The sequence below is a fragment of the Streptomyces sp. NPDC028907 genome (genome assembly GCF_055564995.1).
The window spans coordinates 168,991-193,609 of the sequence record NZ_JBVHVE010000007.1; the positions used below are offsets into that span (position 1 = coordinate 168,991).

Genomic DNA, 24,619 nt, shown 5'->3' on the forward strand with positions numbered 1-24,619 from the left:
GAGGGCGGTGCGCAGTCCGCGCACCGCCCTCTTCTCGGCCGTTCAGTCGTCCGACGACTCGTCGTCGTCCGTGTTGCCCGGCTTCGGTGGTTTCGGCGGCTTGGTGCGGCCGCTCGGATTGTCCCTGAGGAAGGGGCCGGGGGACTCCCCACCGTCCGCCGTGGCGTGTCCGCCGGGCGTCGGACCGCCGCCGTCCCGGCGGCGCAGATACCGCTCGAACTCGCGGGCGATGGCCTCACCCGACGCCTCCGGCAGCTCCGCGGTGTCCCGGGCCTCCTCCAGCGACTGCACGTACTCCGCGACCTCGCTGTCCTCGGCGGCCAACTGGTCCACGCCGACCTGCCAGGCGCGCGCGTCCTCGGGCAGCTCGCCCAGCGGGATGCGGACGTCGATCAGGTCCTCTAGCCGGTTGATCAGGGCCAGCGTCGCCTTCGGGTTGGGCGGCTGCGAGACGTAGTGCGGTACGGCCGCCCACAGCGACACGGCCGGGACACCGGCGTGCGTGCACGCCTCCTGGAGGACGCCGACGATGCCCGTCGGGCCCTCGTACTTGGTCTCCTCCAGGTCCATCCGCTGGGCCAGGTCCGCGTCGGACGTCGTCCCGCTGATCGGGACCGGACGCGTGTGCGGGGTGTCACCGAGCAGGGCACCCAGGATGACCACCAGCTCCACGCCCAGCTCGTGCGCGAAGCCGAGGAGCTCGTTGCAGAACGAGCGCCAGCGCATGGACGGTTCGATACCTCGGACGAGTACGAGATCACGTGGCTTGTCGCCGCCGACGCGGACCACCGACAGCCTGGTCGTGGGCCAAGTGATCTTGCGGACGCCCGCGTCCATCCACACCGTGGGGCGATTCACCTGGAAGTCGTAGTAGTCCTCGGCGTCCAGCGCCGCGAACACCTCGCCCTTCCACTCCCTGTCCAGATGCGCGACCGCGGTGGAGGCGGCGTCGCCGGCATCGTTCCAGCCCTCGAACGCGGCCACCATGACCGGGTCGATCAGCTCGGGAACCCCCTCGAGCTCGATCACCCAGTGCCTCCTTCCGACGTGCCCTCGCTTGACCACACAACCTTACGGCGTGCGGCGGGGGCGCCCGCAGCCCCCTTGCACGGGGGAGTGACCGGATCACTGCCCCGTTCGTCACCGGGGAACACCCCGCAGTCATCCGAGCCCTTGTTCGCGCCCCGGCACACCCCGCGGCGCACTCCCCGCGTCACAGCGACGACCGCAGCCACTGCTCCACGCTCGCGATGTGCACCGTCGCCCACGACCTCGCCGCCTCCGCGTCCCGGTCCCGCAGCGCCGCGAGGATCGCCCGGTGCTCGTGCAGGGTCCGGCTGACCGCGTCCTCCTGGGTCAGCCCGCGCCAGATGCGCGCCCGTGTCGTCGGCCCCGACAGGCCGTCCAGGAGTGAGCACAGAACGGAGTTCCCCGAGCTCTGCACGATGCCCCGATGGAACTCCAGGTCGCAGGCGACGAGCTCCTCCACCGACGGTTCGTTGCCGAGCTCGTCCAACTGGTTCGTCAGCGCGTTCAGTTGCTGCTCGCTGATCCGGGACGCGGCCATCGCCGTGGCGGCGGGTTCCAGGATGCGGCGTACGGTGAGGAACTCCAGCACCGTGTCGTCGCGGTGGAAGTCGACGACGAAGCTCAGTGCCTCCAGCAGCAGTTGCGGGTCCAGACTCGTGACATAGGTGCCGTCGCCCTGCCGCACGTCGAGGATCCGGATCAGTGACAGGGCGCGCACGGCCTCCCGCAGGGAGTTGCGGGACAGGCCGAGGTCGGCGGCCAGCTCGCTCTCCTTGGGGAGCCGGTCGCCGGGGCGCAGCGCGCCGGAGACGATCATGTCCTTGATCTTCTCGATCGCCTCGTCGGTGACTGCCATGGCCGCCCTCCCGTCGTTCAGGATGTCGTCCGAGACATCCGACGTCTCAGCCACATTATGCGGCCTGATCAGACGACCGCCTCCAGGTCCGCGATCACCATCAGCGCCCGCCCGTGCGCTCGACTGCCTCAATCCTGGGTTTTTCAAGGTCATGTACGGTGGCGAGCACCCACAGGAATAGCAGGAGTGTCCTCTTATGTCCCAGGAAATTCGGTCCGGGTCCGAGGAATTGAGTGCCGTCCAATGGACCGGAACCAGCCTCGCGCTGATCGACCAGACCGTGCTCCCGCACCGCACCGAGACGATGGACGTCCGTGACGTGGACACTCTGGTCGACGCGATCCAGCGGCTCGTCGTGCGCGGCGCGCCCGCGATCGGCGTCGCGGGAGCCTACGGTGTCGCACTCGCGCTGCTCCAGGGCGAGCGGGAGGGCTGGTCGGCCGACGAGATACGTGCGGCCGTGGCCCGCGTCCGCGAGGCCCGGCCCACCGCGGTCAACCTCATGGTGTGCGTCGACCGCGTCATGACCCGCTTCGAGGACGGCCTCGACGCCGTGCTGCAGGAGGCTGCCGCCGTCCAGCGCGAGGACGTCGAGGCCAACCGCGCCATGGGCGCGCACGGCGCCGACTGGCTGCTCGAACGCGTCGGGGTCGAGCGGCCGTTGCGCATCCTCACCCACTGCAACACCGGCGCGCTCGCCACGGCCGGCTGGGGCACGGCCCTCGGCGTCGTCCGCGAACTGCACGCGCGCGGCCGCGTCGAGGTCGTGTACGCCGACGAGACGCGCCCCCTGCTCCAGGGATCCCGCCTGACCGCCTGGGAGTTGGACCAGGAGGGCATCCCGCACCACGTCCAGGTCGACGGCGCCGCGGCCGGCACCATCCTGCGCGGCGAGGTCGACGCGGCGATCGTCGGCGCCGACCGGATCGCGGCCAACGGCGACACCGCGAACAAGGTCGGCACCGTGGGGGTCGCGCTGGCCTGCGCGGACGCCGGGATCCCGTTCCTGGTGGCGGCGCCCACGACGACCGTCGACCTGGCCACGAAGACCGGTGACGAGATCCACATCGAACTCCGCGGCGAGGACGAGGTGCTGGAGTGGGGCGGCGTACGGACGGCTCCGGCCGGCTCGCGCGGCCACAACCCGGCGTTCGACGTCACCCCGGGGCGCCTGGTGACCGGGCTGGTCACCGAGCGCGGGGTACTGGAGGTGTCGGCCGGGGAACTGCCGGGGGAGCGGCTGGGCTGACGTCCCCCGGCGCTGGCGCCGACCCATACTCAGAACCCATGACCGACGCTGCGACCTCACCGGATGAGGATCTGGTCGGCGCACTGAAGGCGCTGGCCCATCCGGTGCGCCTGCAAATGCTCGGGCTGGCTGCGCGAGCCCGAGCGGCACTTCTCGTAGTACGAGGAGATCGCGCACGGCGGCAGCGACCGCCTCGTCGACGACCTCGTGTTCTGGGGGGACTTCGACGTCACCACGCCCGGCTACCGCTGGGCGAGCTCCAACTCCAGCAGCCACTCCACCACTTCGGTGTGGTGCCGGGCCTGACGCGGGTTGTCGCCCCAGACGTACAGGCCGTGTCCGGCCACGACCACCGCGGGCATCCCGGGGTCGTGCGCGGCCTCCAGCCGGTCGCCGAGGACCTTCATGTCCTGGCTGTTGGCGATGACCGGCAGGGTGACCTCGACGTCGTGGGCGGGCCGGCCGACGCCCTTGAGCATCTCCAGGTCCTTGAACACGATGCCGCCGGGCTCGCGGCGGCCCATCGCCACGGACGCGACCGTATGGACGTGGACCACGGCCCCGGCCCCGGTCAGCGCGGCCACGCGCGCGTGCAGCTCGGCCTCGGCAGACGGCTTGCCGCCCCGCACCGCGGCGCCCTGCCCGTCGACCAGCACCACGTCGGCGGGCGTCAGTTCGCCCTTGTCGTGGCCACTGGCCGTCACCGCCAGCCGCAGCGGCTCGCGGGACAGCACCACGGACAGGTTGCCGGAGGTGCCCCGCATCCAGCCGAAGGAGGCGAACCGGGCGGACTCGGCGGCCAGGACCGCGCCCGCCTCCTCAAGGTCGAGTTGGCTGATGTCGGCGGTCACGTGCGGCTCCCGGAAGTGATGACGGTGATCTCGTCGAACGTCCCCGCCTGCGCGTGGCCGCCGACGCCCTGCTCGAAGTACGGCTCCCCGGGCCGCCGCACACCCACCGTCCACCAGCCCGCCGCGCGGGCCGCGTCCAGTTCGCCGCGACGGTCGGAGAGGAAGAGGAGACGGGCGGGCTCGACGCCGGTCGCCCCGGCGATCCGGCGGTACGACTCCGGCTCCTGCTTGGGGCCCGCGTTCTCGGTGTCGTACAGACCGGAGACGAGCGGCGTCAGGTCGCCCTCCGGGCTGTTGGTGAACCACGCCCGCTGGGCGGCCACCGACCCGGACGAGTAGACGTACAGCCCCGCGCCCGCCGCGTGCCACGCCCGCAGGCGCGGTACGACGTCGTCGTAGAAGTGCGACACGAGGTCACCGCGGGCGAATCCCTCGGACCAGATGATGCCCTGGAGGGTCTTCAGCGGAGTCGCCTTGCGGTCCTCGTCGAGCCAGGCGTTGAGGGCCTTCTCGACGCGTACCGCGTCGGCGTCCGGATCGCCGATCTCCTCCCGCACCTGCGCGACCGCCCGCGCCACCTCCGGGTCATCGGACCGCCCGGAGAGCAGCGCGGCGAAGCGCGAGCGCGAGTACGGGTACAGCACGTCGACGACGAACCCGGTGGCGCTGGTGGTGCCCTCGATGTCGAGCACCACGGCGTCGACCTCGTAGTTCAGGCTCACGCGTGGTACCCGGCCGCGATCGTGTCGAAGTCCGGGAAGCGGGAGGCGATCGTGGAGCCGGTGAAGTTGCCGATCCAGCCGTCCTCCTCGTGGAAGAAGCGGATCGCGGTGAACGACGGCTTCGTGCCCATGTCGAACCAGTGCGTGGTGCCGCGTGGCACGCCCAGCAGGTCGCCCTTCTCGCAGAAGACGGCGTGCACCTCGCCGTTCACATGGAGGTAGAAGATGCCGGAGCCGGAGACGAAGAACCTCACCTCGTCATCGTCGTCGTGCGTGTGCTCCTGAAGGAACTTCTCGCGCGCGGCCTTCGCCCTCACCGGGAACTCCGGGTCGTCGCTGGGGTGCAGGCCCAGCACGTCGACGGTGGTGAAGCCCTCCTCGGCGTTGAGCCGGTCGATCTCCGGGCCGTACGCCGCGAACACGGTTTCGCTGTCCGCGTCGAAGGGGACGTCCTCGCGCACCGGCCACTGCTCGTAGCGCACGCCCAGCGGCTTCAGAGCCTCGGCGATCTCGGCGGGGTCCGAGGTGCGGCGGACAACGCTCTGCGGTCCGGACTCGGGCCAGGTCGTCAGCAGGGTCATGGGGGCAACTCCTGGAACTGGAAAGAGGGCTGGGTACCGAGACAAGCACCCGGGAGGGGGAGCGCGGAAGGGCGCGGCGGGCGGGAAGAGCCGGTCGGTGCTGGTCAGCCGCGACACATCGCACCGGGACAGCAGCGCATGCGGGGCATGCCGATCGCTGTCGCGCGGGGTGCGGTCATCAGGGCCTCACTGAGCCGGTCGGGGTGCCGGGCTGTGCCGGTTCGGGTGCCGGTCTGACGTGATCGTAACTCCGCGGTGGCGCCGTCCAGGCGTCAACCGGGTGTGACGTACTCGTTGTCTCAGGTGGTGAGAAACCGCTTCCACCGCTTTGACGGGTGGCTGAAATCGTTCCCATGATCTCCATATGAAGACGCTGCTGCTCGTGCGGCGGCTGTACGTGGACTTGCTCCGGTCGACCACAGCCAGCTGTCGCTGACCCGGTCCGGAGCTCCCCCCGCGCCCTTGCTCTCGCGACGGCGCCCCTTCGCACATCGACGTGCCCAGCTCCGGGTCCAGCAACTCCCCATCCTTTCCCCGTACCTGGAGCCCCGTCATGTCTCCTGTCCGCCTGCCCCTTGCCGCGCTCTCCCTCGCGTCCGTCTCCGCCCTGCTCCTCGCGGGCTGCTCACAGTCCACCGACGCCTCCAGGACGTCCGGCGACAAGGCCGCCCCGGCCGCGGCGGCCACCGGCCCGAAACCCGCCCCGTTCAGCGAGGGCACCATCAAGGTGGCCCTGGTACGGCAGAGCGGTGCCGGTGACTACTTCGAGCAGTGGGGCAACGGCGCCAAGGCGCAGGCCAAGGCCCTCGGGATCGATCTGACCGTGTACGACGCCCAGGCCGACAACGCCAAGCAGGCCACCGACCTGTCCTCGGCCATCAACTCCGGCGCGCGGGCCATCATCGTCGACCACGGCTTTCCGGCGACCATCCAGCCGGAGATCGACAAGGCCGTGAAGAAGGGCGTCAAGGTCGTCGTCTATGACGTCGAGACCGCCACCAAGGGCGTCGTCAGCACCCGGCAGAACGACGCGAGCATGGCCGAGGCCGTCCTCGACGTGATGGCCGAGGAGGTCGGCAAGGACGCCAAGGTCGGCTACGTCAACGTCGCCGGATACGCCGCCCTCGACAAGCGGAACACCGTCTGGGCGAAGGAAGTGGCCGCGCAGGGCTGGAAGCAGCAGTTCAAGGTCGGCAAGGTCACCGACTCCACGGCGACCGACAATGTGCCGCTGGTGTCCGCCGCCCTCACCCAGCACCCGACGTCACCGGTGTCTTCGCCCCGTACGACGAGCTCGCCAAGGGCGCCGTCCTCGCGGTGCGGAACAAGAAGCTCCAGGACAGGGTGAAGGTCTTCGGCGCGGACGTCTCAGGCGCCGACATCCAGAACATGACGGCCGACGGCAGTCCCTGGGTCGCCACCGCGGGCACCGACCCGTCCGCGGTCGGCGCCGCAGTCGTCCGTACGACCGCCCTGGAGCTGGCCGGTCAACTGGGCAGGGCCACGGTGGAGTTCCCGGCCGTCGCCATCACCCAGGACTTCCTGCGCGAGAAGAAGATCGAGAACATGGACCAGCTGCGCGAGGCACTGCCCGCGCTGAACCTGTCGCAGGTCTCGACCGCCGACTGGATCCCCAATGTCGCCCACTGAGCGGTCTCTCGTGAACGTCCCGGCGGTCGGCCTCACCGACGTCGGCATGGCGTTCGGCGGCAGGACGGTCCTCGCCTCCGTCACCCTGGACATCGCCCCGGGCAGCGTGGTCGCACTGCTCGGCGCGAACGGCGCCGGCAAGTCCACCCTGATCAAGATCCTCTCGGGCGTCCACACCGACCACGGGGGAGAGGTACGGATCGCCGGGGAACCCGCGGCCCTCCACACCCCGCTCGCCGCCCGCCAGTTGGGCATCCAGACCGTGCACCAGCGCATCGGCGAGGGCATCGTGCCGGGCCTCTCGGTCGCCGAGAACCTGGTCTTCGAGGAGCTGGCACAGGCGCGCGGCAACCCGTTCCTGAACGGGCGCCGGGTCCTCGCGCGCGCCCGCGAGATCCAGGCGGGCCTCGACCTCGGCTGGAGCGACTCGGTACTGCGCCGTGACGTCGGCGAACTCGGCATCTCCGACCACCAGTTGCTCATCCTCGCCCGCGCCCTCGCCACCCGCCCCCGGCTGCTCATCCTGGACGAGCCCACCTCGGCCCTGTCCGCCGCCGAGGCCGAACGCCTCTTCGCGCTCGTCGAGAAGATGCGTGACGACGGCATCGCGGTCCTCTACGTCTCCCACCGCCTCGGCGAGATCGACGCCCTCGCCGACCGCCTGGTCGTACTGCGGGACGGCCGTCTCACCGAGGACCAGGCCAAGCCCTTCGACTGGGACAGCGCCCTGCGCGCGATGCTCGCCCAGGCCCAGGAGGCGACCAGGGCACGGCCCGTGAGGGAAGGCGCCGAAGGCGACGTCGCCCTCTCACTGAAGGGCGTCCGCCTCTTCGAGGGCCGGGCGCCCCTCGACCTCGACCTCCGCGAGGGTGAGGTCACCGGCGTCGTCGGCCTGTTGGGCGCCGGCAAGACCGAGCTGGCCCGCGGTCTGTTCGGCGCCGAGCCCTTCACGACCGGTTCCGCCGAACTCGACGGCAGGCCGTACCGGCCGAGGAGGCCCTCCGACGCGATCCGTGCCGGCGTCCACCTGGTCCCCGAGGACCGGCACACCGACGCGCTCGTCCCCGGCTGGTCGCTGGCCCGGAACATCTCCCTGCCGTTCTTGAAGTCGCTGTCCAGGATGGGACTGGTGGACACGGCCAAGGAGGAGGCCCTCGGGCGCGACACCATCACCGCCCTCGGTGTCGTCGCCCGCGACCAGCACAGCACCGTGGAGGAGCTGTCCGGCGGCAACCAGCAGAAGGTCGTCGTCGGCCGCTGGCTCGCCGAGACACCCCGCCTGCTCATCATGGACGAGCCGTTCCGAGGTGTGGACATCGGCGCCCGCCGGGACATCGGCCGCCGTGCCCGTGCCCTCGCCGCCGAGGGCGCCGCAGTGCTCGTCCTGTCCGCCGACGTCGACGAGGTCCTCGAGATCGCCGACCGGGTCGTCGTGCTCGCCGCCGGCGAGATCCACCTCGACGCCTGCGGCGAGGACGCGGAACGCGACCGCGTCATCCAGACCATCTCGGCGTCCGTGTGACCCCGGCCCCCTGAGGAACTACGCCATGACCACCACCCAGAGCACGGAAGTCCCCACGAAGGCGGCGATCCCGCCCGCGACCTCCACCGCCGTACGCGTCCAGAACGCCGTCATCAAGTACGGCTTCATCTTCGTCACCGCCGCGCTGTTCCTGTACTTCGCTCTGAGCGAGGGCTCCTTCCGCGAGTCGGCGACCCTCCTCGACACCCTCCGCTACGTCTCCGTCGCCGCGATCCTCGGCCTCGGCGTCACCCTCACCATGGCCGCCGGCGGAATGGACATGTCCGTCGGAGCGGTGGCCGGGCTCGGCGTCTCCGTCGCCGCGCACACCATGGTCGTCCTCAACCAGGTCGGCACCGTCGCGATCCTCGCCGTCCTGGCGGCGGGCGCGCTGGCCGGGCTGCTCAACGCCCTGCTCATCGTGGTCCTGAAGATCCCCGACATGCTGGCCACCCTCGGCACCATGTTCGTCATCCAGGGCACCAAACTCATCCTGGTCGACGGCCAGTCCATCAACCCCGGCATGACCCTGGACGACGGCACCACGGCGCCCGGCAGGTTCACCGACGGCTTCCTGCGCATCGACCGCGGCACCGTCCTCGGTATCCCGATCTCGGTCCTCGTCTTCGGCGGCCTCACCATCGCCGCATGGGTCTTCCTCGCCCGCACCCGCTGGGGCCGCGTCCTGTACGCCATCGGCGCCAACCCCGAGGCCGCCCGCCTGGCCGGCATCCGCGTCGGCGCCTACCGAGCTCTCGCCTACGTCCTGTCCGGCGTCCTCGCCTCGACCGGCGGCCTGATCCTGGCGTCCCGCATCGGCCAGGGCGACGTGTCCGCGGGCACCTCGCAGCTGCTGGAGGCGGTCGCCGTGGCCCTCGTCGGTACCTCCGTCCTGGGCCGCGGCCGCCCCAACGTGTGGGGCACGGCCCTCGGCGCCGTCCTCATCGGCATCATCACCACCGGCCTCACCATCAAGGGCCTGCCCTACTACACCCAGGACGTCGTCGAGGGCGCGGTCCTCATCCTCGCCCTGGTCTTCAGCTTCACCCTGTCCAAGCGCCGTACCGCATAGCGAAGTTCGAGGAGATACCGCGATGGGCTACCGCATCCTGGAGACCGACGACATCCCCGGCTACCTGCGCGAGCGCGGCCACTGGGACGACCTGAGCGACATCCGTGTCCGTGAGGTGTCCGACGGCAACATGAACCGGGTGTTCCTCGCGTCGTCCGCCGACGGCACCCGCAGCCTCGCCGTCAAGCAGGCACTGCCCTGGGTCCGCGTCGCCGGGCCCTCCTGGCCGATGAGCCCGGAGCGCGCCGACGCCGAGGCCCGCGCCTACGCCCAGGTGGCGAAGGTCGCGCCCGACAAGATCCCGGCGATCCACGGCTACGACCCCGAGAACCACGCCCTCGTCATGGAGGACATGTCGGACCTGGAGGTCCTGCGCACCCGCCTCAACGAGGGCGCCTCGTACGGCCCCGACACCTCCGCGCGCATCGGTCAACTCGTAGCCCAACTCTCCTTCGCCACCAGCGACTTCGGCATGCCGTCCGCCGAACGCAAGGCTCTGATCGCGGCCTCGGTCAGCCCCGAGCTCCGCAAGATCACCGAAGACGTCGTCCTCTCCGAGCCGTACATCGAGCACGAGCACAACCACTGGCACGAGGGCGTGGCCGACCTGGCGGCGTCCTTCCGCGCGGACACCCGGCTGCGCACCGAGGTCGCCGACCTCCGGCACACCTTCATGACCAGCGCCCAGGCCCTCCTCCACGGCGACCTGCACACCGGCAGCGTCATGGTCGGCGAGCGCGAAGGCGCCCACGTCGTACGGGTCTTCGACCCTGAGTTCTGCTTCGTCGGCCCCGTCGGCTACGACCTGGGCCTGTACTGGGCGAACACCCTGGTCTCCGCGGAACGGGCACGGGCGCTCGGCACGCTGTCCGACCACGGTGACCAACTCCGCCTTGCCTGGGAGGCCTTCGAAACGGAGTTCCGCCGGCTGTGGCCCACCCGCGTCGACACCTTCTTCGACGACGCCTATCTGGACCGCTTCCTGCGCCGGGTATGGACCGAGTCCCTCGGCTACGCCGGCACGGAGATCATCCGCCGCATCATCGGCTTCGCCCACCTGACGGACCTGACGACGCTGGAGGACCCGGTGCCTGCGTCCCGCAGGGCGCTGCTGATCGGCCGCGAACTGATCGTCCGCCGGGCTGAGTTGAACGACCCGAACGATGCAAGGACGGTCGTGCGGCCCACCTAGGGGTGCGGGACTGTGTCCATTTGCGGCTCCGCCGCGGGGCGCGACCAGCCCACACACACCCGCAGACGAAATTCACACACCGGCAAACGAAAGGGGCGGCTCCGTCGGCGTGGAGCCGCCCCTTCCGGCGGTGGCCGGCCCCGGTGCGGAAGAACGCGGGGCGGGCCGCCCTCGTGCGGTCCGGCCTGGTCAGGGGAGTGGCCGGACCTGACGCCGGGGGAGGCTCATCCGGCGAAAACCTCCCTCGGCGCCCGCGAGGCTCACTTCTTGTCGAGCAGGTCCTGCACCTTCGTCCGGACGTCGTCCGTCGCGAGCCCCCGGATCGTCAGCGTCGTACGGCGACGCAGCACGTCGTCCTGCGTCTCGGCCCACTCGTTGTCCCGGGCGTAGACCACCTGGGCCCAGATCTCCGGGGCATCCGGGTGGACGCGCTCGCCCAGCTCCGGGTTCTCGTTGGCGATGCGGGCGATGTCGAAGGCCAGCGAACCGTAGTGCGTGGCCAGGTGCTTGGCGGTGTCGGCCGCCATACGCGGCCCGGGCGCCGGTCGGTCGGTCAGCAGCCGGTGGGCGACCGCGCGCGGGTTGGCGATGCCGGGCAGCGGCAGCTTCTTCGGCAGCGAGGCGATCGGCTCGAAGTCGTCGCCCAGCGGGTGGCCCGGCAGCGCCTCCAGCTTCTTCATGATGGTGCGGCCGATGTGCCGGAAGGTCGTCCACTTGCCGCCCGCGACGGACAGCATCCCGCCCCGGCCCTCGGTCACCACGGTCTCCCGCTTGGCCTTCGCGGTGTCACCGGGACCGCCCGGCAGCACCCGCAGACCCGCGAACGCGTACGTGATCAGATCCCGGTCCAGCTGCTGGTCCCGGATGGAGAACGCGGCCTCGTCCAGGATCTGGGCTATGTCCTTGTCGTTGACGGACACGTCCGCCGGGTCGCCCTCGAACTCCTCGTCCGTGGTGCCCAGCAGCAGCATGTCCTCCCAGGGCAGGGCGAACGTGATGCGGTACTTGTCGATCGGGGTCGCGAGCGCCGCCTTCCAGGGCGCCGTGCGCTTCAGGACCAGGTGCGCGCCCTTCGACAGCCGGATCGACGGCGCGGCGTTCGGGTCCTCCATCTTGCGCAGGTGGTCGACCCAGGGGCCGGTCGCGTTCAGCACGAGACGGGCGTTCACCCCGAACTCGTCACCGGACAGGCGGTCCCGCAGGTCCGCTCCGGTCACCCGGCCCTTGGTGAAGCGCAGGCCGGTGACCTCGGCGTGGTTGAGCACGACCGCGCCCGCCTCGACGGCCCCGCGGACCGTCATCAGCGCCATGCGCGCGTCGTTCATCTGGTCGTCGCCGTACACGGCCACGGCCTTGAGGTTCTCGGTGCGCAGCTCGGGTACGTCCTGCGCGGCCTTGGCCGGCGACAGCAGGTGCCCCACGCCGTCACCGAACGCGGAGAGCGCGGAGTAGGCGAAGACGCCCGCCCCGAGCTTCGCGGCGCCGTGCGGCCCGCCCTTGTACACGGGGAGGTAGAACGTGAGCGGGTTCGCCAGGTGGGGAGCCACCTGGCGGGAGACCGCACGGCGCTCGAAGTGGTTCTCCGCCACCAGCTTCACCGCGCCGGTCTGCAGGTAGCGCAGACCGCCGTGGAGCAGCTTGGAGGAGGCGGAGGAGGTGGCGCCGGCGAAGTCGCCGGCGTCGACCAGAGCCACCCTGAGGCCGGACTGCGCGGCGTGCCAGGCGGTGGAGATGCCCAGGATGCCGCCGCCGATCACGAGAAGGTCGTACGACGCCTTGGCGAGCTGCTCCCGGGTCTCGGCGCGGCTCGGGTTGGAGCCGGAGGCCGGGCGCATACCGAGGGCAGGCACGGACTGCAGGGTGGTCTGACTGGTCATTTCGGGTTCTTACTCCTCATCAGAGTTCGAGAGCGGGCAAGAGCTGCTCTCAGCTCTCGTCGTCCTCGAGCCAGCCCATGGTCCGCTCGACGGCCTTGAGCCAGTTCTTGTACTCACGGTCGCGGATCTCCGCGTCCATGCGGGGGGTCCACTCGGCGGCCCGGCGCCAGTTGGCGCGCAGTTCGTCCGTGCTGGACCAGAAGCCGACGGCGAGACCGGCGGCGTAGGCGGCGCCGAGGCAGGTCGTCTCGGCGACCATCGGGCGCACCACGGGAGCGTCCAGGAAGTCCGAGAGGGTCTGCATCAGCAGGTTGTTGGAGGTCATGCCGCCGTCGACCTTGAGGGCCACCAGCTCGTCGCCGGAGTCCTTGACCATGGCGTCGGCGATCTCCCTGGTCTGCCAGGCGGTGGCCTCCAGGACGGCGCGCGCGAGGTGCGCCTTGGTGACGTACCGGGTCAGACCGGCGATCACGCCGCGGGCGTCGCTGCGCCAGTGCGGGGCGAACAGGCCGGAGAAGGCCGGCACGAAGTAGGCGCCGCCGTTGTCCTCGACCGAGAGCGCGAGCGTCTCGATCTCGGCGGCGGTGGAGATCAGGCCCATCTGGTCGCGCATCCACTGCACCAGCGAGCCGGTGACCGCGATCGAGCCCTCCAGCGCGAAGACCGTCGGCTGGTCACCGATCTTGTAGCCGACGGTGGTCAGCAGGCCCGCGTAGGAGTTGATGATCTTGTCACCGGTGTTCATCACCATGAAGGTGCCGGTGCCGTAGGTCGACTTGACCTCGCCCTCGGCGAAACAGGTCTGGCCGAACAGGGCCGCCTGCTGGTCACCGAGCGCGGAGGCGACCGGGATGCCGCCCAGCAGGTCGCCCAGCTTGCCGCCGGTGATCTCGCCGTAGACCTCGGCGGAGGAGCGGATCTCGGGGAGGATCTGCAGCGGCACTCCGATGGACTCGGCGATCTTGTCGTCCCACGCCATGGTGTGCAGGTTCATCAGCATGGTGCGGGAGGCGTTGGTGACGTCGGTGACGTGCTTGCCGCCGTTGACACCGCCGGTCAGGTTCCAGATGACCCAGGTGTCCATGGTGCCGAAGAGGATGTCGCCGGCCTCGGCGCGCTCCTTGAGGCCCTCCACGTTGTCCAGCAGCCAGCGGGCCTTGGGACCGGCGAAGTAGGAGGCGAGGGGCAGACCGGTCTCGCGGCGGAAGCGGTCCTGCCCGACGTTGCGCCCGAGCTCCTTGCAGAGCGCGTCGGTGCGGGTGTCCTGCCAGACGATGGCGTTGTGGACCGGCTCACCGGTGTTCTTGTCCCACAGCACGGTGGTCTCGCGCTGGTTGGTGATGCCGATGGCCTTGATGTCGTCACGGGTGATGCCGGCCTTGGCGACGGCTCCGGCGACGACCTCCTGGACGTTGGTCCAGATCTCGGTCGCGTTGTGCTCGACCCAGCCCGGCTTCGGGAAGATCTGCTCGTGCTCCTTCTGGTCGACGGAGACGATGCGGCCGTCGCGGTCGAAGACGATGCAGCGGGACGAGGTGGTCCCCTGGTCGATCGCGGCGATGAAGGGGCCGGCGGTGTGGGCGTCGGTCACTGTTAGCTCCTGGAAGTTCCGTGGTTATGGGGCTTTACGTACGGCGCGCGCCGAGAGTTTCGGTACTCCTCACCCGGACGGGTGAAGCTCGCTTCTCCTAGGCGAACGCGACGTTGTAGATGCCTGCCGCGATGGCGCCGCCGATCAGCGGGCCGACCACCGGGATCCAGGCGTAGCCCCAGTCGGAACCGCCCTTGTTGGGCAGCGGCAGAAGGGCGTGGACGATACGCGGACCGAGGTCACGGGCCGGGTTGATCGCGTAACCGGTCGGGCCGCCGAGCGACAGACCGATGGAGACGACCACGAGTGCGGTGATCAGGGCGCCCAGGGTGCCGAGGCCGTTGCCGGCGTCGTTCAGGCCCTGCGTGAGGATGGCGAGGACCAGCACGACGGTGCCGATGATCTCCGTGGCGAGGTTCTGCACCGCGTTCCGGATCTCGGGACCGGTGGAGAAGATGCCCAGGACCGGGCCCGCGCCCTTCTCCTGGGCCTCGACGGCCTTGGCCGCGGTGGCCTGCGCACCCGGACCGCCCACGATCTCCTTGTCGGTGAGGTGGGCGTGGAACTGGCCGTAGTAGGCGACCCAGACCAGAGCCGCACCGATCATGGCGCCGAGCAGCTGTCCGGCGAAGTACGTCGGAACATTGCTCCACTCGCCGTCCTTGATCGCGAGTGCGACGGTCACGGCCGGGTTCAGATGGGCGCCGGACAGCGGCGCCGAGGTGTAGACCGCCGTGAGTACTGCGAAGCCCCACCCGAAGGTGATGGCGAGCCAGCCGGCGTTGCGGGCCTTGGAGGCCTTCAGCGTCACAGCGGCGCAGACGCCGCCGCCGAGCAGGATGAGTATGGCGGTACCGATGGTCTCGCCGATGAAGATGTCGGAGCTGGACACCCGCGACTCCTTTGTCCTTCGTCCAGGGGAAGCCGAACCCCGGGTCCCTCCGGTGGTTCGCGTTGCCCTCGGGTGAGAGCGATGCCGGCCCTTGGCGTTGTCACACTCTAGCGCGTATTGCCGGTAGGTGTTCGACAATGCCGACCGATGGACGGGAGTCTTGCCCCGGCGTCGCATGTGCGTCAAGAGCTCTGTCGTTGAATGCGCGATCGTTGTCGGTTGTGTTTATTTATCGACATGGGGACAGTTGGGCCGGGGCATGACGAAAGCCGGGACGTCCCACGACGTCCCGGCGGTCACTCCCGTCCCGTACGAGGCCCCTGCGGGGCCTCAGAACCGACCTGCGCCCAGATCCCGCGACACCGCGCGGGCACAGTCCCGCACCGCCGCGATCAGCTCCGGACGCAGCTCGCCGTCCCGGCACAACCGCTCCACGGCGCCGGTGATACCGACGGCGCCGACCGGCATTCGGCGCCGGTCGTGGATCGGGGCGGCCAGGGAGGCGACGCCCTCCCAGGTCTCCTCCACGTCCGCCGCGTACCCACGCGCGCGTGTCATGTCGAGGAGATGCTCGAAGCCGTCCAGCTCGCTCACGGTCCGGTCCGTGAAGGCCTTGCGGTCGGCCTCGATCGCCTCACTGTGCGCGACCGGGTCGTACGCCGACAGGACCTTGCCCAGCGCCGTGGAGTGCAGCGGCTGCATGGCGCCGATCTCCAGCACCTGCCTGCTGTCGTCCGGGCGGAAGACGTGGTGGACGATCAGGACGCCCTGCTGGTGCAGAACGCCCAGGTAGACACTCTCCCCGCTGGAACGCGCCAGGTCGTCCGTCCACACCAGCGCGCGTGCCCGCAGCTCGTGCACGTCCAGATAGGTCGTGCCCAGGCGCAGCAGCTCCGCGCCCAGCTGGTAGCGCCCGGAGGCGTCGTCCTGCTCGACGAAGCCCTCCTGCTGGAGGGTGCGCAGGATCCCGTGGGCGGTGCCCTTGGCGAGGCCCAGCGAGGAGGCGATGTCCGACAGGCCGAGGCGTCGCTCGCCGCCTGCGAGAAGCCGCAGCATCGCGGCCGCCCGTTCGAGCGACTGGATGTTCCGTGCCATCGCCGTACTGCCTCCGTCCCCTTCGACCGTCGACATCGCGACGTCGCTGCCGCCGTTCGGCAATGTCGAACACTACCGGTCGATGCCGACCTCCCGCTAATGGTCCGTCGCCATCCGGCTGCTTCTCTCGTGTCACAGGTATCCGGTCAGCGCCCGCACCGTCGTGCGCGTCCGCCCCGTGGACGGCCCGACCCTTCCGGCGCGGTCCCGGCTACGCTGGCGGGGTGCGCCCGCCGTGGAAAGTCACGCAAGGGTGCAAAGCCGACAGCCGTCGCATTCCAGGGAGCCCTTTCATGGCCTCGTTGCCACCGACCCCTTCCGCCGACAGCCGGACCCGTGTGTCCGCCCTCCGCGAGGCGCTCGCCACCCGTGTGGTGGTCGCCGACGGAGCGATGGGCACCATGTTGCAGGCCCAGGAGCCCACCCTCGAGGACTTCGAGAACCTCGAAGGCTGCAACGAGATCCTCAACCTCACCCGGCCCGACATCGTCCGCTCCGTCCACGAGGCCTACTTCGAGGCGGGCGTGGACTGCGTCGAGACCAACACCTTCGGCGCCAACCACTCGGCCATGGCCGAGTACGACATCGCCCACCGCGTCCACGAGCTGTCCGAGGCGGGCGCGCGTATCGCCCGCGAGACCGCTGACGCGTACAGCGCCCGCGACGGCCGCCAGCGGTGGGTGCTCGGCTCCATCGGCCCCGGTACGAAGCTGCCGACCCTCGGCCACATCGGCTACGGCACGCTGCGCGACGGCTTCCAGGCCAACGCCGAGGGCCTCCTCGCCGGCGGCGCGGACGCCCTGATCGTGGAGACCACCCAGGACCTCCTGCAGACGAAGTCGTCCATCCTGGGCGCCCGGCGCGCCATGGAGGCGACCGGCACCGAGGTCCCGCTGCTGGTCTCGATGGCCTTCGAGACGACCGGCACCATGCTGCTCGGCTCCGAGATCGGCGCCGCGCTGACCGCGCTGGAACCCCTCGGCATCGACATGATCGGCCTGAACTGCTCGACCGGCCCCGCCGAGATGAGCGAGCACCTGCGCTACCTGGCCCGGCACTCCCGCACCCCCCTGCTGTGCATGCCGAACGCCGGCCTGCCGATCCTCACCAAGGACGGCGCCCACTTCCCGCTCGACCCCGAGGGCCTGGCCGACGCCCAGGAGACCTTCGTACGGGACTACGGCCTGAACCTCATCGGCGGCTGCTGCGGCACCACGCCCGAGCACCTGAGGCAGCTCGTGGAGCGCGTCCGGGAAGCCACACCGGTGGAGCGCGACCCGCAGCCCGAACCAGGCGCCGCCTCCCTCTACCAGACGGTCCCCTTCCGCCAGGACACCTCCTACCTCGCCATCGGTGAGCGCACCAACGCCAACGGCTCCAAGAAGTTCCGCGAGGCCATGCTGGAGGGCCGCTGGGACGACTGTGTGGAGATGGCCCGCGACCAGATCCGCGAGGGCGCCCACATGCTCGACCTGTGCGTCGACTACGTCGGCCGCGACGGCGTCGCCGACATGGAGGAGCTCGCCGGCCGCTTCGCCACCGCCTCCACCCTGCCGATCGTCCTCGACTCCACCGAGGTCGACGTCATCCAGGCAGGACTGGAGAAGCTCGGCGGCCGCGCGGTCATCAACTCCGTCAACTACGAGGACGGCGACGGCCCCGAGTCCCGGTTCGCGAAGGTCACCAAGCTGGCCCGCGAGCACGGCGCCGCCCTGATCGCGCTGACCATCGACGAGGAGGGCCAGGCCCGCACCCCCGAGAAGAAGGTCGAGATCGCCGAACGGCTGATCGAGGACCTGACGACCAACTGGGGCATCCTCGAGTCCGACATCCTCATCGACACCCTGACCTTCACCATCTGCACCGGTCAGGAGGAGTCCCGGGGGGACGGCATCGCCACCATCGAGGCGATCCGCGAGCTCAAGCGCCGCCACCCGGACGTCCAGACCACCCTCGGCCTGTCCAACATCTCCTTCGGCCTCAACCCGGCCGCCCGCATCCTGCTGAACTCCGTCTTCCTCGACGAGTGCGTCAAGGCGGGCCTGGACTCGGCCATCGTCCACGCCTCGAAGATCCTGCCGATCGCCCGCTTCAGCGAGGAAGAGGTCCAGACGGCCCTCGACCTCATCCACGACCGCCGCGCCGAGGGCTACGACCCCCTCCAGAAGCTGATGCAGCTCTTCGAGGGCGCCACCGCCAAGTCCCTCAAGGCCGGCAAGGCCGAGGAACTCGCCGCCCTGCCGCTGGAGGAGCGCCTCAAGCGCCGCATCATCGACGGCGAACGCAACGGCCTGGAGGCCGACCTCGACGAGGCCCTCCAGGACACGCCTGCCCTCGACATCGTCAACAACACCCTGCTGGACGGCATGAAGGTCGTCGGCGAACTGTTCGGCTCCGGCCAGATGCAGCTGCCGTTCGTCCTGCAGTCCGCCGAGGTGATGAAGGCCGCCGTCGCCTACCTCGAACCGCACATGGAGAAGACGGACGCCGACGGCAAGGGCACCATCGTGCTGGCCACCGTCCGCGGCGACGTCCACGACATCGGCAAGAACCTCGTCGACATCATCCTGTCCAACAACGGCTACAACGTGGTCAACCTGGGCATCAAGCAGCCCGTCTCCGCGATCCTGGAGGCCGCCGAGGAGCACCGCGCCGACGTCATCGGCATGTCCGGCCTGCTGGTCAAGTCCACGGTGATCATGAAGGAGAACCTGGAGGAGCTCAACCAGCGCGGGCTCGCGGGGAACTACCCCGTCATCCTCGGCGGCGCCGCCCTCACCCGCGCCTACGTCGAGCAGGACCTGCACGAGATCTACGAGGGCGAAGTCCGCTACGCCAGGGACGCGTTCGAGGGCCTGCGCCTCATGGACGCCCTGATCGGCGTCAAGCGCGGCGTCCCCGGCGCGAAGCTGCCCGACCTCAAGCAGCGCCGGGTCAGGAGCACCGCCGCCGCGGCCGTACTGGAGGAGCGCCCCGAGGACGGGAATGTCCGCTCCGACGTCGCCACCGACAACCCGCTGCCCGAGCCGCCGTTCTGGGGCACCCGCGTCATCAAGGGCATCCAGCTCAAGGAGTACGCCTCCTGGCTCGACGAGGGCGCCCTCTTCAAGGGCCAGTGGGGCCTGAAGGAGGCCCGCACCGGCAGCGGGCCGTCGTACCAGGAACTCGTCGAGACCGAGGGCCGCCCGCGGCTGCGCGGCCTGCTCGACAGGCTCCAGACGGAGAACCTCCTCGAAGCCGCCGTGGTCTACGGCTACTTCCCGTGCGTCTCCAAGGACGACGACCTCATCCTCCTCGACGAGCACGGCAACGAACGCACCCGCTTCACCTTCCCGCGCCAGCGCCGCGGCCGCCGACTGTGCCTCGCGGACTTCTTCCGCCCGCAGGAGTCCGGCGAGACCGACGTCGTGGGCCTCCAGGTCGTCACCGTGGGCTCGCGGATCGGCGAGGAGACCGCCCGGATGTTCGAGGCGAACGCCTACCGCGACTACCTCGAACTGCACGGACTGTCCGTGCAGCTGGCCGAGGCGCTCGCCGAGTACTGGCACGCGCGCGTGCGCTCCGAGCTGGGCTTCGCCGGTGAGGACCCGTCCGACATCGAGGACATGTTCGCCCTGAAGTACCGCGGCGCCCGCTTCTCCCTCGGCTACGGCGCCTGCCCCAACCTGGAGGACCGGTCCAAGATCGCCGACCTGCTCCAGCCCGAGCGCATCGGCGTCCACCTCTCCGAGGAGTTCCAGCTGCACCCCGAGCAGTCCACGGACGCGATCGTCATCCACCACCCGGAGGCGAAGTACTTCAACGCACGCTGACCCAGCCCCCGGCGTGTCACCCGTGTGCCCCGGGGCACACCCGTTGAACCAGGCGATTCAACGCGACCCGTCGTACACTGGACGGTCCACCGCAGGCCGGTTCCCTCCGTGGGAACCGGCCTGATCGTCCCTTCAAGGAGGTATGTGGATGACCAGCACGGTCCCCGCGCCAGTAACCCGTACGGCCGACGGGTCGGCCCTGCAGGCCGTCCTCCTGGACATGGACGGAACCCTGGTGGACACCGAGGGCTTCTGGTGGGACGTCGAAGTCGAGGTCTTCGCCGGCCTCGGCCACACCCTCGACGACACCTGGCGCCACGTCGTGGTCGGCGGCCCGATGACCCGCAGCGCCGGGTTCCTCATCGAGGCCACCGGTGCCGACATCACCCTCGCCGAGCTCACCGACCTGCTCAACCAGGGCTTCGAGGACCGTATCGACCGCGCACTGCCACTGATGCCGGGGGCCGCCAGGCTGCTGGCCGAGCTGGCCGAGTACGAGATCCCCACGGCCCTGGTCTCCGCCTCGCACCGGCGCATCATCGACCGGGTCCTCACCTCGCTCGGCCCGCAGTACTTCGCACTGACCGTCGCCGGCGACGAGGTGACGCGCACCAAGCCGCACCCGGACCCGTACCTGTTCGCCGCGGCCGGACTCGGCGCCGATCCCGTCAGATGCGCGGTCGTCGAGGACACGGCGACCGGCGTCGCCGCCGCCGAGGCCGCGGGCTGCCAGGTGGTGGCCGTGCCGTCGGTCGCACCGATCACCCCCGCAGCCCGGCGCACCGTGGTGACCTCCCTGGAACAGGTCGATCTGGCATTCCTACGCGGCCTGATGACGGCCTGATGACGGCCTGACAACGGAAATAGGGCCGACGTTCACCCAGAGTGCAACGCCGTTAGCCCGGGGAATTCCGCAAAGGAATTCGAATCCCGTGCGATGGCTGAATTCCGGTGCACACCAAGACCGTTCAGTTTGTGACGTTCGCCACTCTCAAGAGGGTCGACAGGCGCCCAGCCCTGTGTCGACGCCCCTCCCGTGAGGGCTTCGGACGCACCTTTGTGTCCCGATTGATGGATCGGTGCACGAATCCTTCCCCCATCAGGTTTCCGGTGCGTCCGCGACCGGTTTCACAGCGTGATGGGTTCTCAACTCCGGCGGCGGCGAACCCTCCTGCGGGCGCGGACTAACCTCGTCGCGAGAACATCGCCCTTACCCCCGTGACCCGCCGCGACACCCCTGCATGCCGGGTACACGGAGTCGACAGCTGGAGAAACCCGAGCATGAACCGCAAGACTTTGGTGCTGCCGGCCGTCATCGGCCTGCTCGCGCCGGTTCTCGCCGCCTGCGGCGGAGCCGAAAGCGGTAGCGACGGCGGCGAGGCGATCGTCGTCGGCACCACGGACGCGTTCACTGCCTCGAAGGACGCTCCCGCACCCCTGGACCCGGCCTACGCCTACGACGTCGGCACCTGGAACATCCTGCGCCAGACCGTGCAGACCCTCATGGTCCAGCCGCGCGGCGACGGCGACCCGGTCCCCGAGGCCGCCCAGAGCTGCGGCTTCACCGACAGCGGCAACGAACGCTACGCCTGCAAACTGCGCCAGGACCTCAAGTTCGCGAACGGCGATCCCGTCACCGCGGACGACGTGAAGTACTCCATCGACCGCGCCCGCTCCCTCAAGGCCGACAGCGGCGTCTTCGCCCTGCTGTCCACCATCGACACCGTCGAGACCCAGGGCGAGCGCGACGTCATCTTCCACCTCAAGACCGCCGACGCCACCTTCCCGTTCAAGCTGTCCACCCCGGTCGCCGGCATCGTCGACCCGGACATCTACGCCAAGGACGAGCTCCGCGACGGCTTCGAGGTCGACGGCTCCGGCCCGTACACCCTCCAGGCCGAGGTCAAGAACGACGAGCTGGTCTCCGCCGTGTTCACCAAGAACCCCGACTACAAGGGGAGCTTGACGGTGAACAACGACAAGGTCGAACTGCGCAACTTCGCCGACGCCGACGAGATGGGCACCGCCCTCGAAAACGGCGACATCGACCTGACGACCCGCACCATGTCGCCCGAGCTGATCCAGAAGCTGTCGGCCGACTCCGACGACAGCGTCGACCTCGTCGACCTGTCCGGCCTGGAAATCCGCTACCTGGCCTTCAACACCAACGACCCGAGCGTGCGCAGCAAGGCCGTCCGCCAGGCGATGGCCCAGATCATCGACCGCGGCGAACTCGTCTCCAAGGTCTACGGCTCCCAGGCCGAGCCGCTGTACTCGCTGGTCCCCGCCAGCGTCACGGGCCACTCCAACGCGTTCTTCAACAAGTACGGCGACCCGAGCGCCGCCAAGGCCAAGTCGCTGCTGGAGAAGGCCGACATCACCACCCCGGTGAAGCTGACGCTGCACTACACCACCGACCATTACGGCTCGGCCACCAAGAAGGAGTTCGAGCTGCTGCAGAAGCAGCTCAACGACAGCGGCCTGTTCGACGTCGACATCGAGGGCGCCCCCTGGGCGACGTTCCGCCCCGCCGAGCAGAAGGGCGAGTACGAGGTCTACGGCATGGGCTGGTTCCCCGACTTCCCCGACGCCGACAACTTCCTCGCGCCCTTCCTGGACAAGGACAACTTCCTCGGCTCGCCGTACGCCAACAGCGCGATCCGCAACAACCTCATCCCGGAGTCCCGCCGCGTGGCCGACCGACTGTCGGCGTCCGGAAGCCTGACGGAGATCCAGGACATCGTGGCCAACGACGTCCCCGTGCTGCCGCTGTGGCAGGGCAGGCAGTACGTCGCCGCCGGCGACGACGTCACGGGCACGGCCTACGCGCTCAACTCCTCCTCGACTCTTCAGCTGTGGGAGCTCGGCCGTGGCGTGAGCGGCTGACGTCTCCCCGCGCCCGGCGCCACGACCAAGGCGCCGGGCCGGCCCGGGATCCAGGACTTCGGCCCGGGTTCCACACAACCGACGACAAGGCACTCGCACGTGAACATGCGCAACCAGTGGCCGGTCCTGCCCGTCGTGGCAGGGCTGGCCTCCGGCCTGCTGACCGGCTGCGGAACGGAATCGGGCGATGCCGGGGGGACCGGCACCTCGGTGGTCATGGGGATGTCCGACGACGTCCTGGCCACCGACCCCGCCTCCGGCTACGACCCCGGCTCCTGGCTGCTGTTCAACAACGTCTTCCAATCGCTGCTCAGCTTCCCCAAGGGCGCCACCGAACCCCAGCCCGAGGCCGCCAAGGAGTGCACCTTCTCCGACACGCAGACCAAGGTCTACAAGTGCACCCTCCAAGACGGCCTCAAGTTCAGCAACGGTGACGCGCTCACCTCCGAGGACGTCAAGTTCTCCTTCGACCGCATGCTGAAGATCAACGACCCCGACGGGCCCGCGGTCATGTTCCCCACGCTCGACAAGGTGGAGACCGCGGACGACAAGACGGTCGTCTTCCGGCTCAACACCCCGGACGCCACCTTCCCGAGCAAGATAGCCTCCGGCGCCGGCTCCATCGTCGACCAGGAACAGTACGACGCGAACGGCCTGCGCGAGGACAACGGAGCGGTCGGCTCCGGCCCGTACAAGCTCGACTCCTTCGAGGACGACGAAGCCGTCTTCTCCGTCAACGAGAACTACAAGGGCACCGCGAAGGTCCAGAACTCCGGCGTCACCCTGAAGTTCTTCCACGGCGACCAGGACGCCCTGAAGAAGGCCCTGAGCGCGGGCCAGGTCGACATCGCCTACCGCGGCCTCACCGCGGGCGACATCGCCGACATCGAGAAGACCGGCGCCGACTCCGGCGTCGAGGTCGTCGAAGGCAGCAGCGCCGAAGTCCAGCACCTGGTCTTCAACATGGACGACCCCGTAGCCGGAAAGCTCGGCGTCCGCAAGGCCATCGCCTACCTGATCGACCGCGACGCCCTCATCAAGGACGTCTACCAGGGCACCGCCAGCCCGCTGTACTCGATCATCCCGGCCGGCATCGGCGGCCACAACACGGCCTTCTTCGACACCTACGGCGCCCGCCCCTCCAAGGCCAAGGCCGCCGACGCACTGCAGGACGAAGGCATCGACGGCAAGGTCAAGCTGACCCTCTGGTCCACCCCGTCGCGCTACGGCCCGGCCACCGACCAGGAGTTGAAGGCCATCGCCCAGCAGCTCAACGACAGCGGCCTGTTCGACGCCGATGTGCAGTCCGTCGCGTTCGACCAGTACGAGAAGGACATCGCCGTCGGCAAGTACGGCGTGTACGTGAAGGGCTGGATCCCGGACTACCCGGACGCCGACAACTTCACCTCACCCTTCTTCGGCAAGGGCAACGTGCTGAGCAACAACTACAGCAACAACGCCATCACCGGCTCGCTCATCCCGCGCACCTCCGCCGAGAGCGACCGCTCCGCCACCGACGACGAGTTCAACCAGCTTCAGGACATCGTGGCCAGGGAACTCCCCGTCCTCCCCGTCTGGCAGGCCAAGCAGTACGCCGTCGTCCACGACAACGTCTACGGCCTGGAGTACTGCCTCGACGCCTCCACCGTCTTCCGCTTCTGGGAGCTCAGCAAGGGCTGACAGACGGTCGTACCCCGCCCACGCACGACAGAGGGCGCCCCTTCACACCAGGGGCGCCCTCC

At 69.7% G+C, this 24,619-nt stretch carries 20 protein-coding genes; 10 read left to right on the forward strand and 10 right to left on the reverse strand.

Annotation, left to right across the window (positions count from 1 at the left end; genetic code table 11):
- Positions 1-42 precede the first annotated feature (42 nt).
- Together ACZ4UU_RS22880 and ACZ4UU_RS22885 are read right to left on the reverse strand one after the other, a co-directional pair.
- A complete protein-coding gene (locus ACZ4UU_RS22880) occupies positions 43-1,029 on the reverse strand; it encodes a PAC2 family protein (protein ID WP_471905243.1) in 987 nt (328 codons plus the stop codon).
- Between the two features lie 184 nt (positions 1,030-1,213).
- Complete coding sequence (locus ACZ4UU_RS22885; RefSeq protein WP_471905244.1) at positions 1,214-1,885, reverse strand: FadR/GntR family transcriptional regulator; 672 nt, start codon at positions 1,883-1,885, stop codon at positions 1,214-1,216.
- Positions 1,886-2,081: 196 nt separating this feature from the next.
- Between ACZ4UU_RS22885 and mtnA the strand changes: the two genes are divergently transcribed.
- Entirely contained in the window at positions 2,082-3,134 is a 1,053-nt protein-coding gene (gene mtnA / locus ACZ4UU_RS22890; protein ID WP_471905245.1) for an S-methyl-5-thioribose-1-phosphate isomerase, read from the forward strand.
- Positions 3,135-3,190: 56 nt separating this feature from the next.
- Here mtnA and ACZ4UU_RS22895 read toward each other — a convergent pair whose 3' ends face one another.
- Genes ACZ4UU_RS22895 through ACZ4UU_RS22910 form a run of 4 tightly spaced genes read right to left on the reverse strand, consistent with a single transcriptional unit; the run spans position 3,191 to position 5,288 of the window.
- Entirely contained in the window at positions 3,191-3,367 is a 177-nt protein-coding gene (locus ACZ4UU_RS22895; protein WP_471905246.1) for a hypothetical protein, read from the reverse strand.
- A 9-nt stretch (positions 3,368-3,376) separates the two neighbouring features.
- Complete coding sequence (gene mtnB, locus ACZ4UU_RS22900; protein WP_471905247.1) at positions 3,377-3,985, reverse strand: methylthioribulose 1-phosphate dehydratase; 609 nt, start codon at positions 3,983-3,985, stop codon at positions 3,377-3,379.
- Entirely contained in the window at positions 3,982-4,707 is a 726-nt protein-coding gene (gene mtnC, locus ACZ4UU_RS22905; RefSeq protein WP_471905248.1) for an acireductone synthase, read from the reverse strand. Before mtnC ends, mtnB begins: the two co-directional genes overlap by 4 nt.
- Positions 4,704-5,288 (reverse strand): 1,2-dihydroxy-3-keto-5-methylthiopentene dioxygenase, encoded by a 585-nt coding sequence (locus ACZ4UU_RS22910; RefSeq protein ID WP_471905249.1) that lies wholly within the window; start codon positions 5,286-5,288, stop codon positions 4,704-4,706. The genes mtnC and ACZ4UU_RS22910 overlap by 4 nt, the downstream gene beginning before the upstream one ends.
- 553 nt (positions 5,289-5,841) lie before the next feature.
- On the opposite strand from ACZ4UU_RS22910, the gene ACZ4UU_RS22915 reads away from it, so the two are divergent.
- Genes ACZ4UU_RS22915 through mtnK form a run of 5 tightly spaced genes read left to right on the forward strand, consistent with a single transcriptional unit; the run spans position 5,842 to position 10,724 of the window.
- Positions 5,842-6,636, forward strand: coding sequence for a substrate-binding domain-containing protein (locus ACZ4UU_RS22915; protein ID WP_471905250.1), 795 nt, complete (start codon positions 5,842-5,844; stop codon positions 6,634-6,636).
- Entirely contained in the window at positions 6,606-6,938 is a 333-nt protein-coding gene (locus tag ACZ4UU_RS22920; protein WP_471905251.1) for a hypothetical protein, read from the forward strand. Before ACZ4UU_RS22915 ends, ACZ4UU_RS22920 begins: the two co-directional genes overlap by 31 nt.
- Entirely contained in the window at positions 6,925-8,460 is a 1,536-nt protein-coding gene (locus ACZ4UU_RS22925; RefSeq protein WP_471905252.1) for a sugar ABC transporter ATP-binding protein, read from the forward strand. The genes ACZ4UU_RS22920 and ACZ4UU_RS22925 overlap by 14 nt, the downstream gene beginning before the upstream one ends.
- Positions 8,461-8,485: 25 nt before the next feature.
- Positions 8,486-9,532: an ABC transporter permease gene (locus ACZ4UU_RS22930; protein ID WP_471905253.1), complete on the forward strand. Its 1,047-nt coding sequence runs from the start codon at positions 8,486-8,488 to the stop codon at positions 9,530-9,532.
- A gap of 22 nt (positions 9,533-9,554) precedes the next feature.
- Positions 9,555-10,724: an S-methyl-5-thioribose kinase gene (mtnK, locus tag ACZ4UU_RS22935; protein ID WP_471905254.1), complete on the forward strand. Its 1,170-nt coding sequence runs from the start codon at positions 9,555-9,557 to the stop codon at positions 10,722-10,724.
- 260 nt (positions 10,725-10,984) lie between these two features.
- Here the strand turns inward: mtnK and ACZ4UU_RS22940 are convergent, their stop codons facing one another.
- The 4 genes from ACZ4UU_RS22940 to ACZ4UU_RS22955 all read right to left on the reverse strand — a co-directional run bounded on the left by ACZ4UU_RS22940 (position 10,985) and on the right by ACZ4UU_RS22955 (position 16,179).
- On the reverse strand, positions 10,985-12,601 hold the full coding sequence (locus tag ACZ4UU_RS22940; protein ID WP_471905255.1) for a glycerol-3-phosphate dehydrogenase/oxidase: 1,617 nt from the start codon (positions 12,599-12,601) through the stop codon (positions 10,985-10,987).
- A 49-nt stretch (positions 12,602-12,650) separates the two neighbouring features.
- Positions 12,651-14,192 (reverse strand): glycerol kinase GlpK, encoded by a 1,542-nt coding sequence (glpK, locus tag ACZ4UU_RS22945; protein WP_471905256.1) that lies wholly within the window; start codon positions 14,190-14,192, stop codon positions 12,651-12,653.
- 97 nt (positions 14,193-14,289) lie between these two features.
- Complete coding sequence (locus ACZ4UU_RS22950; RefSeq protein ID WP_471905257.1) at positions 14,290-15,084, reverse strand: MIP/aquaporin family protein; 795 nt, start codon at positions 15,082-15,084, stop codon at positions 14,290-14,292.
- 330 nt (positions 15,085-15,414) lie between these two features.
- A complete protein-coding gene (locus ACZ4UU_RS22955) occupies positions 15,415-16,179 on the reverse strand; it encodes an IclR family transcriptional regulator (protein ID WP_471905258.1) in 765 nt (254 codons plus the stop codon).
- A 293-nt stretch (positions 16,180-16,472) separates the two neighbouring features.
- Here ACZ4UU_RS22955 and metH point away from each other — a divergent pair, with 293 nt between their 5' ends.
- The 4 genes from metH to ACZ4UU_RS22975 all read left to right on the forward strand — a co-directional run bounded on the left by metH (position 16,473) and on the right by ACZ4UU_RS22975 (position 24,557).
- Complete coding sequence (gene metH / locus ACZ4UU_RS22960) at positions 16,473-19,991, forward strand: methionine synthase (protein WP_471905259.1); 3,519 nt, start codon at positions 16,473-16,475, stop codon at positions 19,989-19,991.
- Between the two features lie 148 nt (positions 19,992-20,139).
- Positions 20,140-20,835, forward strand: coding sequence for an HAD family hydrolase (locus tag ACZ4UU_RS22965; protein WP_471905260.1), 696 nt, complete (start codon positions 20,140-20,142; stop codon positions 20,833-20,835).
- 437 nt (positions 20,836-21,272) lie between these two features.
- The gene (locus tag ACZ4UU_RS22970) at positions 21,273-22,877 is read left to right on the forward strand and encodes an ABC transporter substrate-binding protein (protein WP_471905261.1); all 1,605 of its coding nucleotides are present in this window, start codon (positions 21,273-21,275) and stop codon (positions 22,875-22,877) included.
- A 99-nt stretch (positions 22,878-22,976) separates the two neighbouring features.
- On the forward strand, positions 22,977-24,557 hold the full coding sequence (locus ACZ4UU_RS22975) for an ABC transporter substrate-binding protein (RefSeq protein WP_471905262.1): 1,581 nt from the start codon (positions 22,977-22,979) through the stop codon (positions 24,555-24,557).
- Positions 24,558-24,619: the final 62 nt, after the last annotated feature.

Coding starts and splice junctions, on each gene's coding strand:
- ACZ4UU_RS22965 (WP_471905260.1), top strand. CDS start 20,140: ATGACCAGCACGGTCCCCGCGCCAGTAACCCGTACGGCCGACGGGTCG.
- mtnA (WP_471905245.1), top strand. CDS start 2,082: ATGTCCCAGGAAATTCGGTCCGGGTCCGAGGAATTGAGTGCCGTCCAA.
- ACZ4UU_RS22925 (WP_471905252.1), top strand. CDS start 6,925: ATGTCGCCCACTGAGCGGTCTCTCGTGAACGTCCCGGCGGTCGGCCTC.
- ACZ4UU_RS22915 (WP_471905250.1), top strand. CDS start 5,842: ATGTCTCCTGTCCGCCTGCCCCTTGCCGCGCTCTCCCTCGCGTCCGTC.
- ACZ4UU_RS22970 (WP_471905261.1), top strand. CDS start 21,273: ATGAACCGCAAGACTTTGGTGCTGCCGGCCGTCATCGGCCTGCTCGCG.
- ACZ4UU_RS22930 (WP_471905253.1), top strand. CDS start 8,486: ATGACCACCACCCAGAGCACGGAAGTCCCCACGAAGGCGGCGATCCCG.
- mtnK (WP_471905254.1), top strand. CDS start 9,555: ATGGGCTACCGCATCCTGGAGACCGACGACATCCCCGGCTACCTGCGC.
- ACZ4UU_RS22955 (WP_471905258.1), bottom strand. CDS start 16,179: ATGGCACGGAACATCCAGTCGCTCGAACGGGCGGCCGCGATGCTGCGG.
- ACZ4UU_RS22940 (WP_471905255.1), bottom strand. CDS start 12,601: ATGACCAGTCAGACCACCCTGCAGTCCGTGCCTGCCCTCGGTATGCGC.
- metH (WP_471905259.1), top strand. CDS start 16,473: ATGGCCTCGTTGCCACCGACCCCTTCCGCCGACAGCCGGACCCGTGTG.
- ACZ4UU_RS22910 (WP_471905249.1), bottom strand. CDS start 5,288: ATGACCCTGCTGACGACCTGGCCCGAGTCCGGACCGCAGAGCGTTGTC.
- ACZ4UU_RS22885 (WP_471905244.1), bottom strand. CDS start 1,885: ATGGCAGTCACCGACGAGGCGATCGAGAAGATCAAGGACATGATCGTC.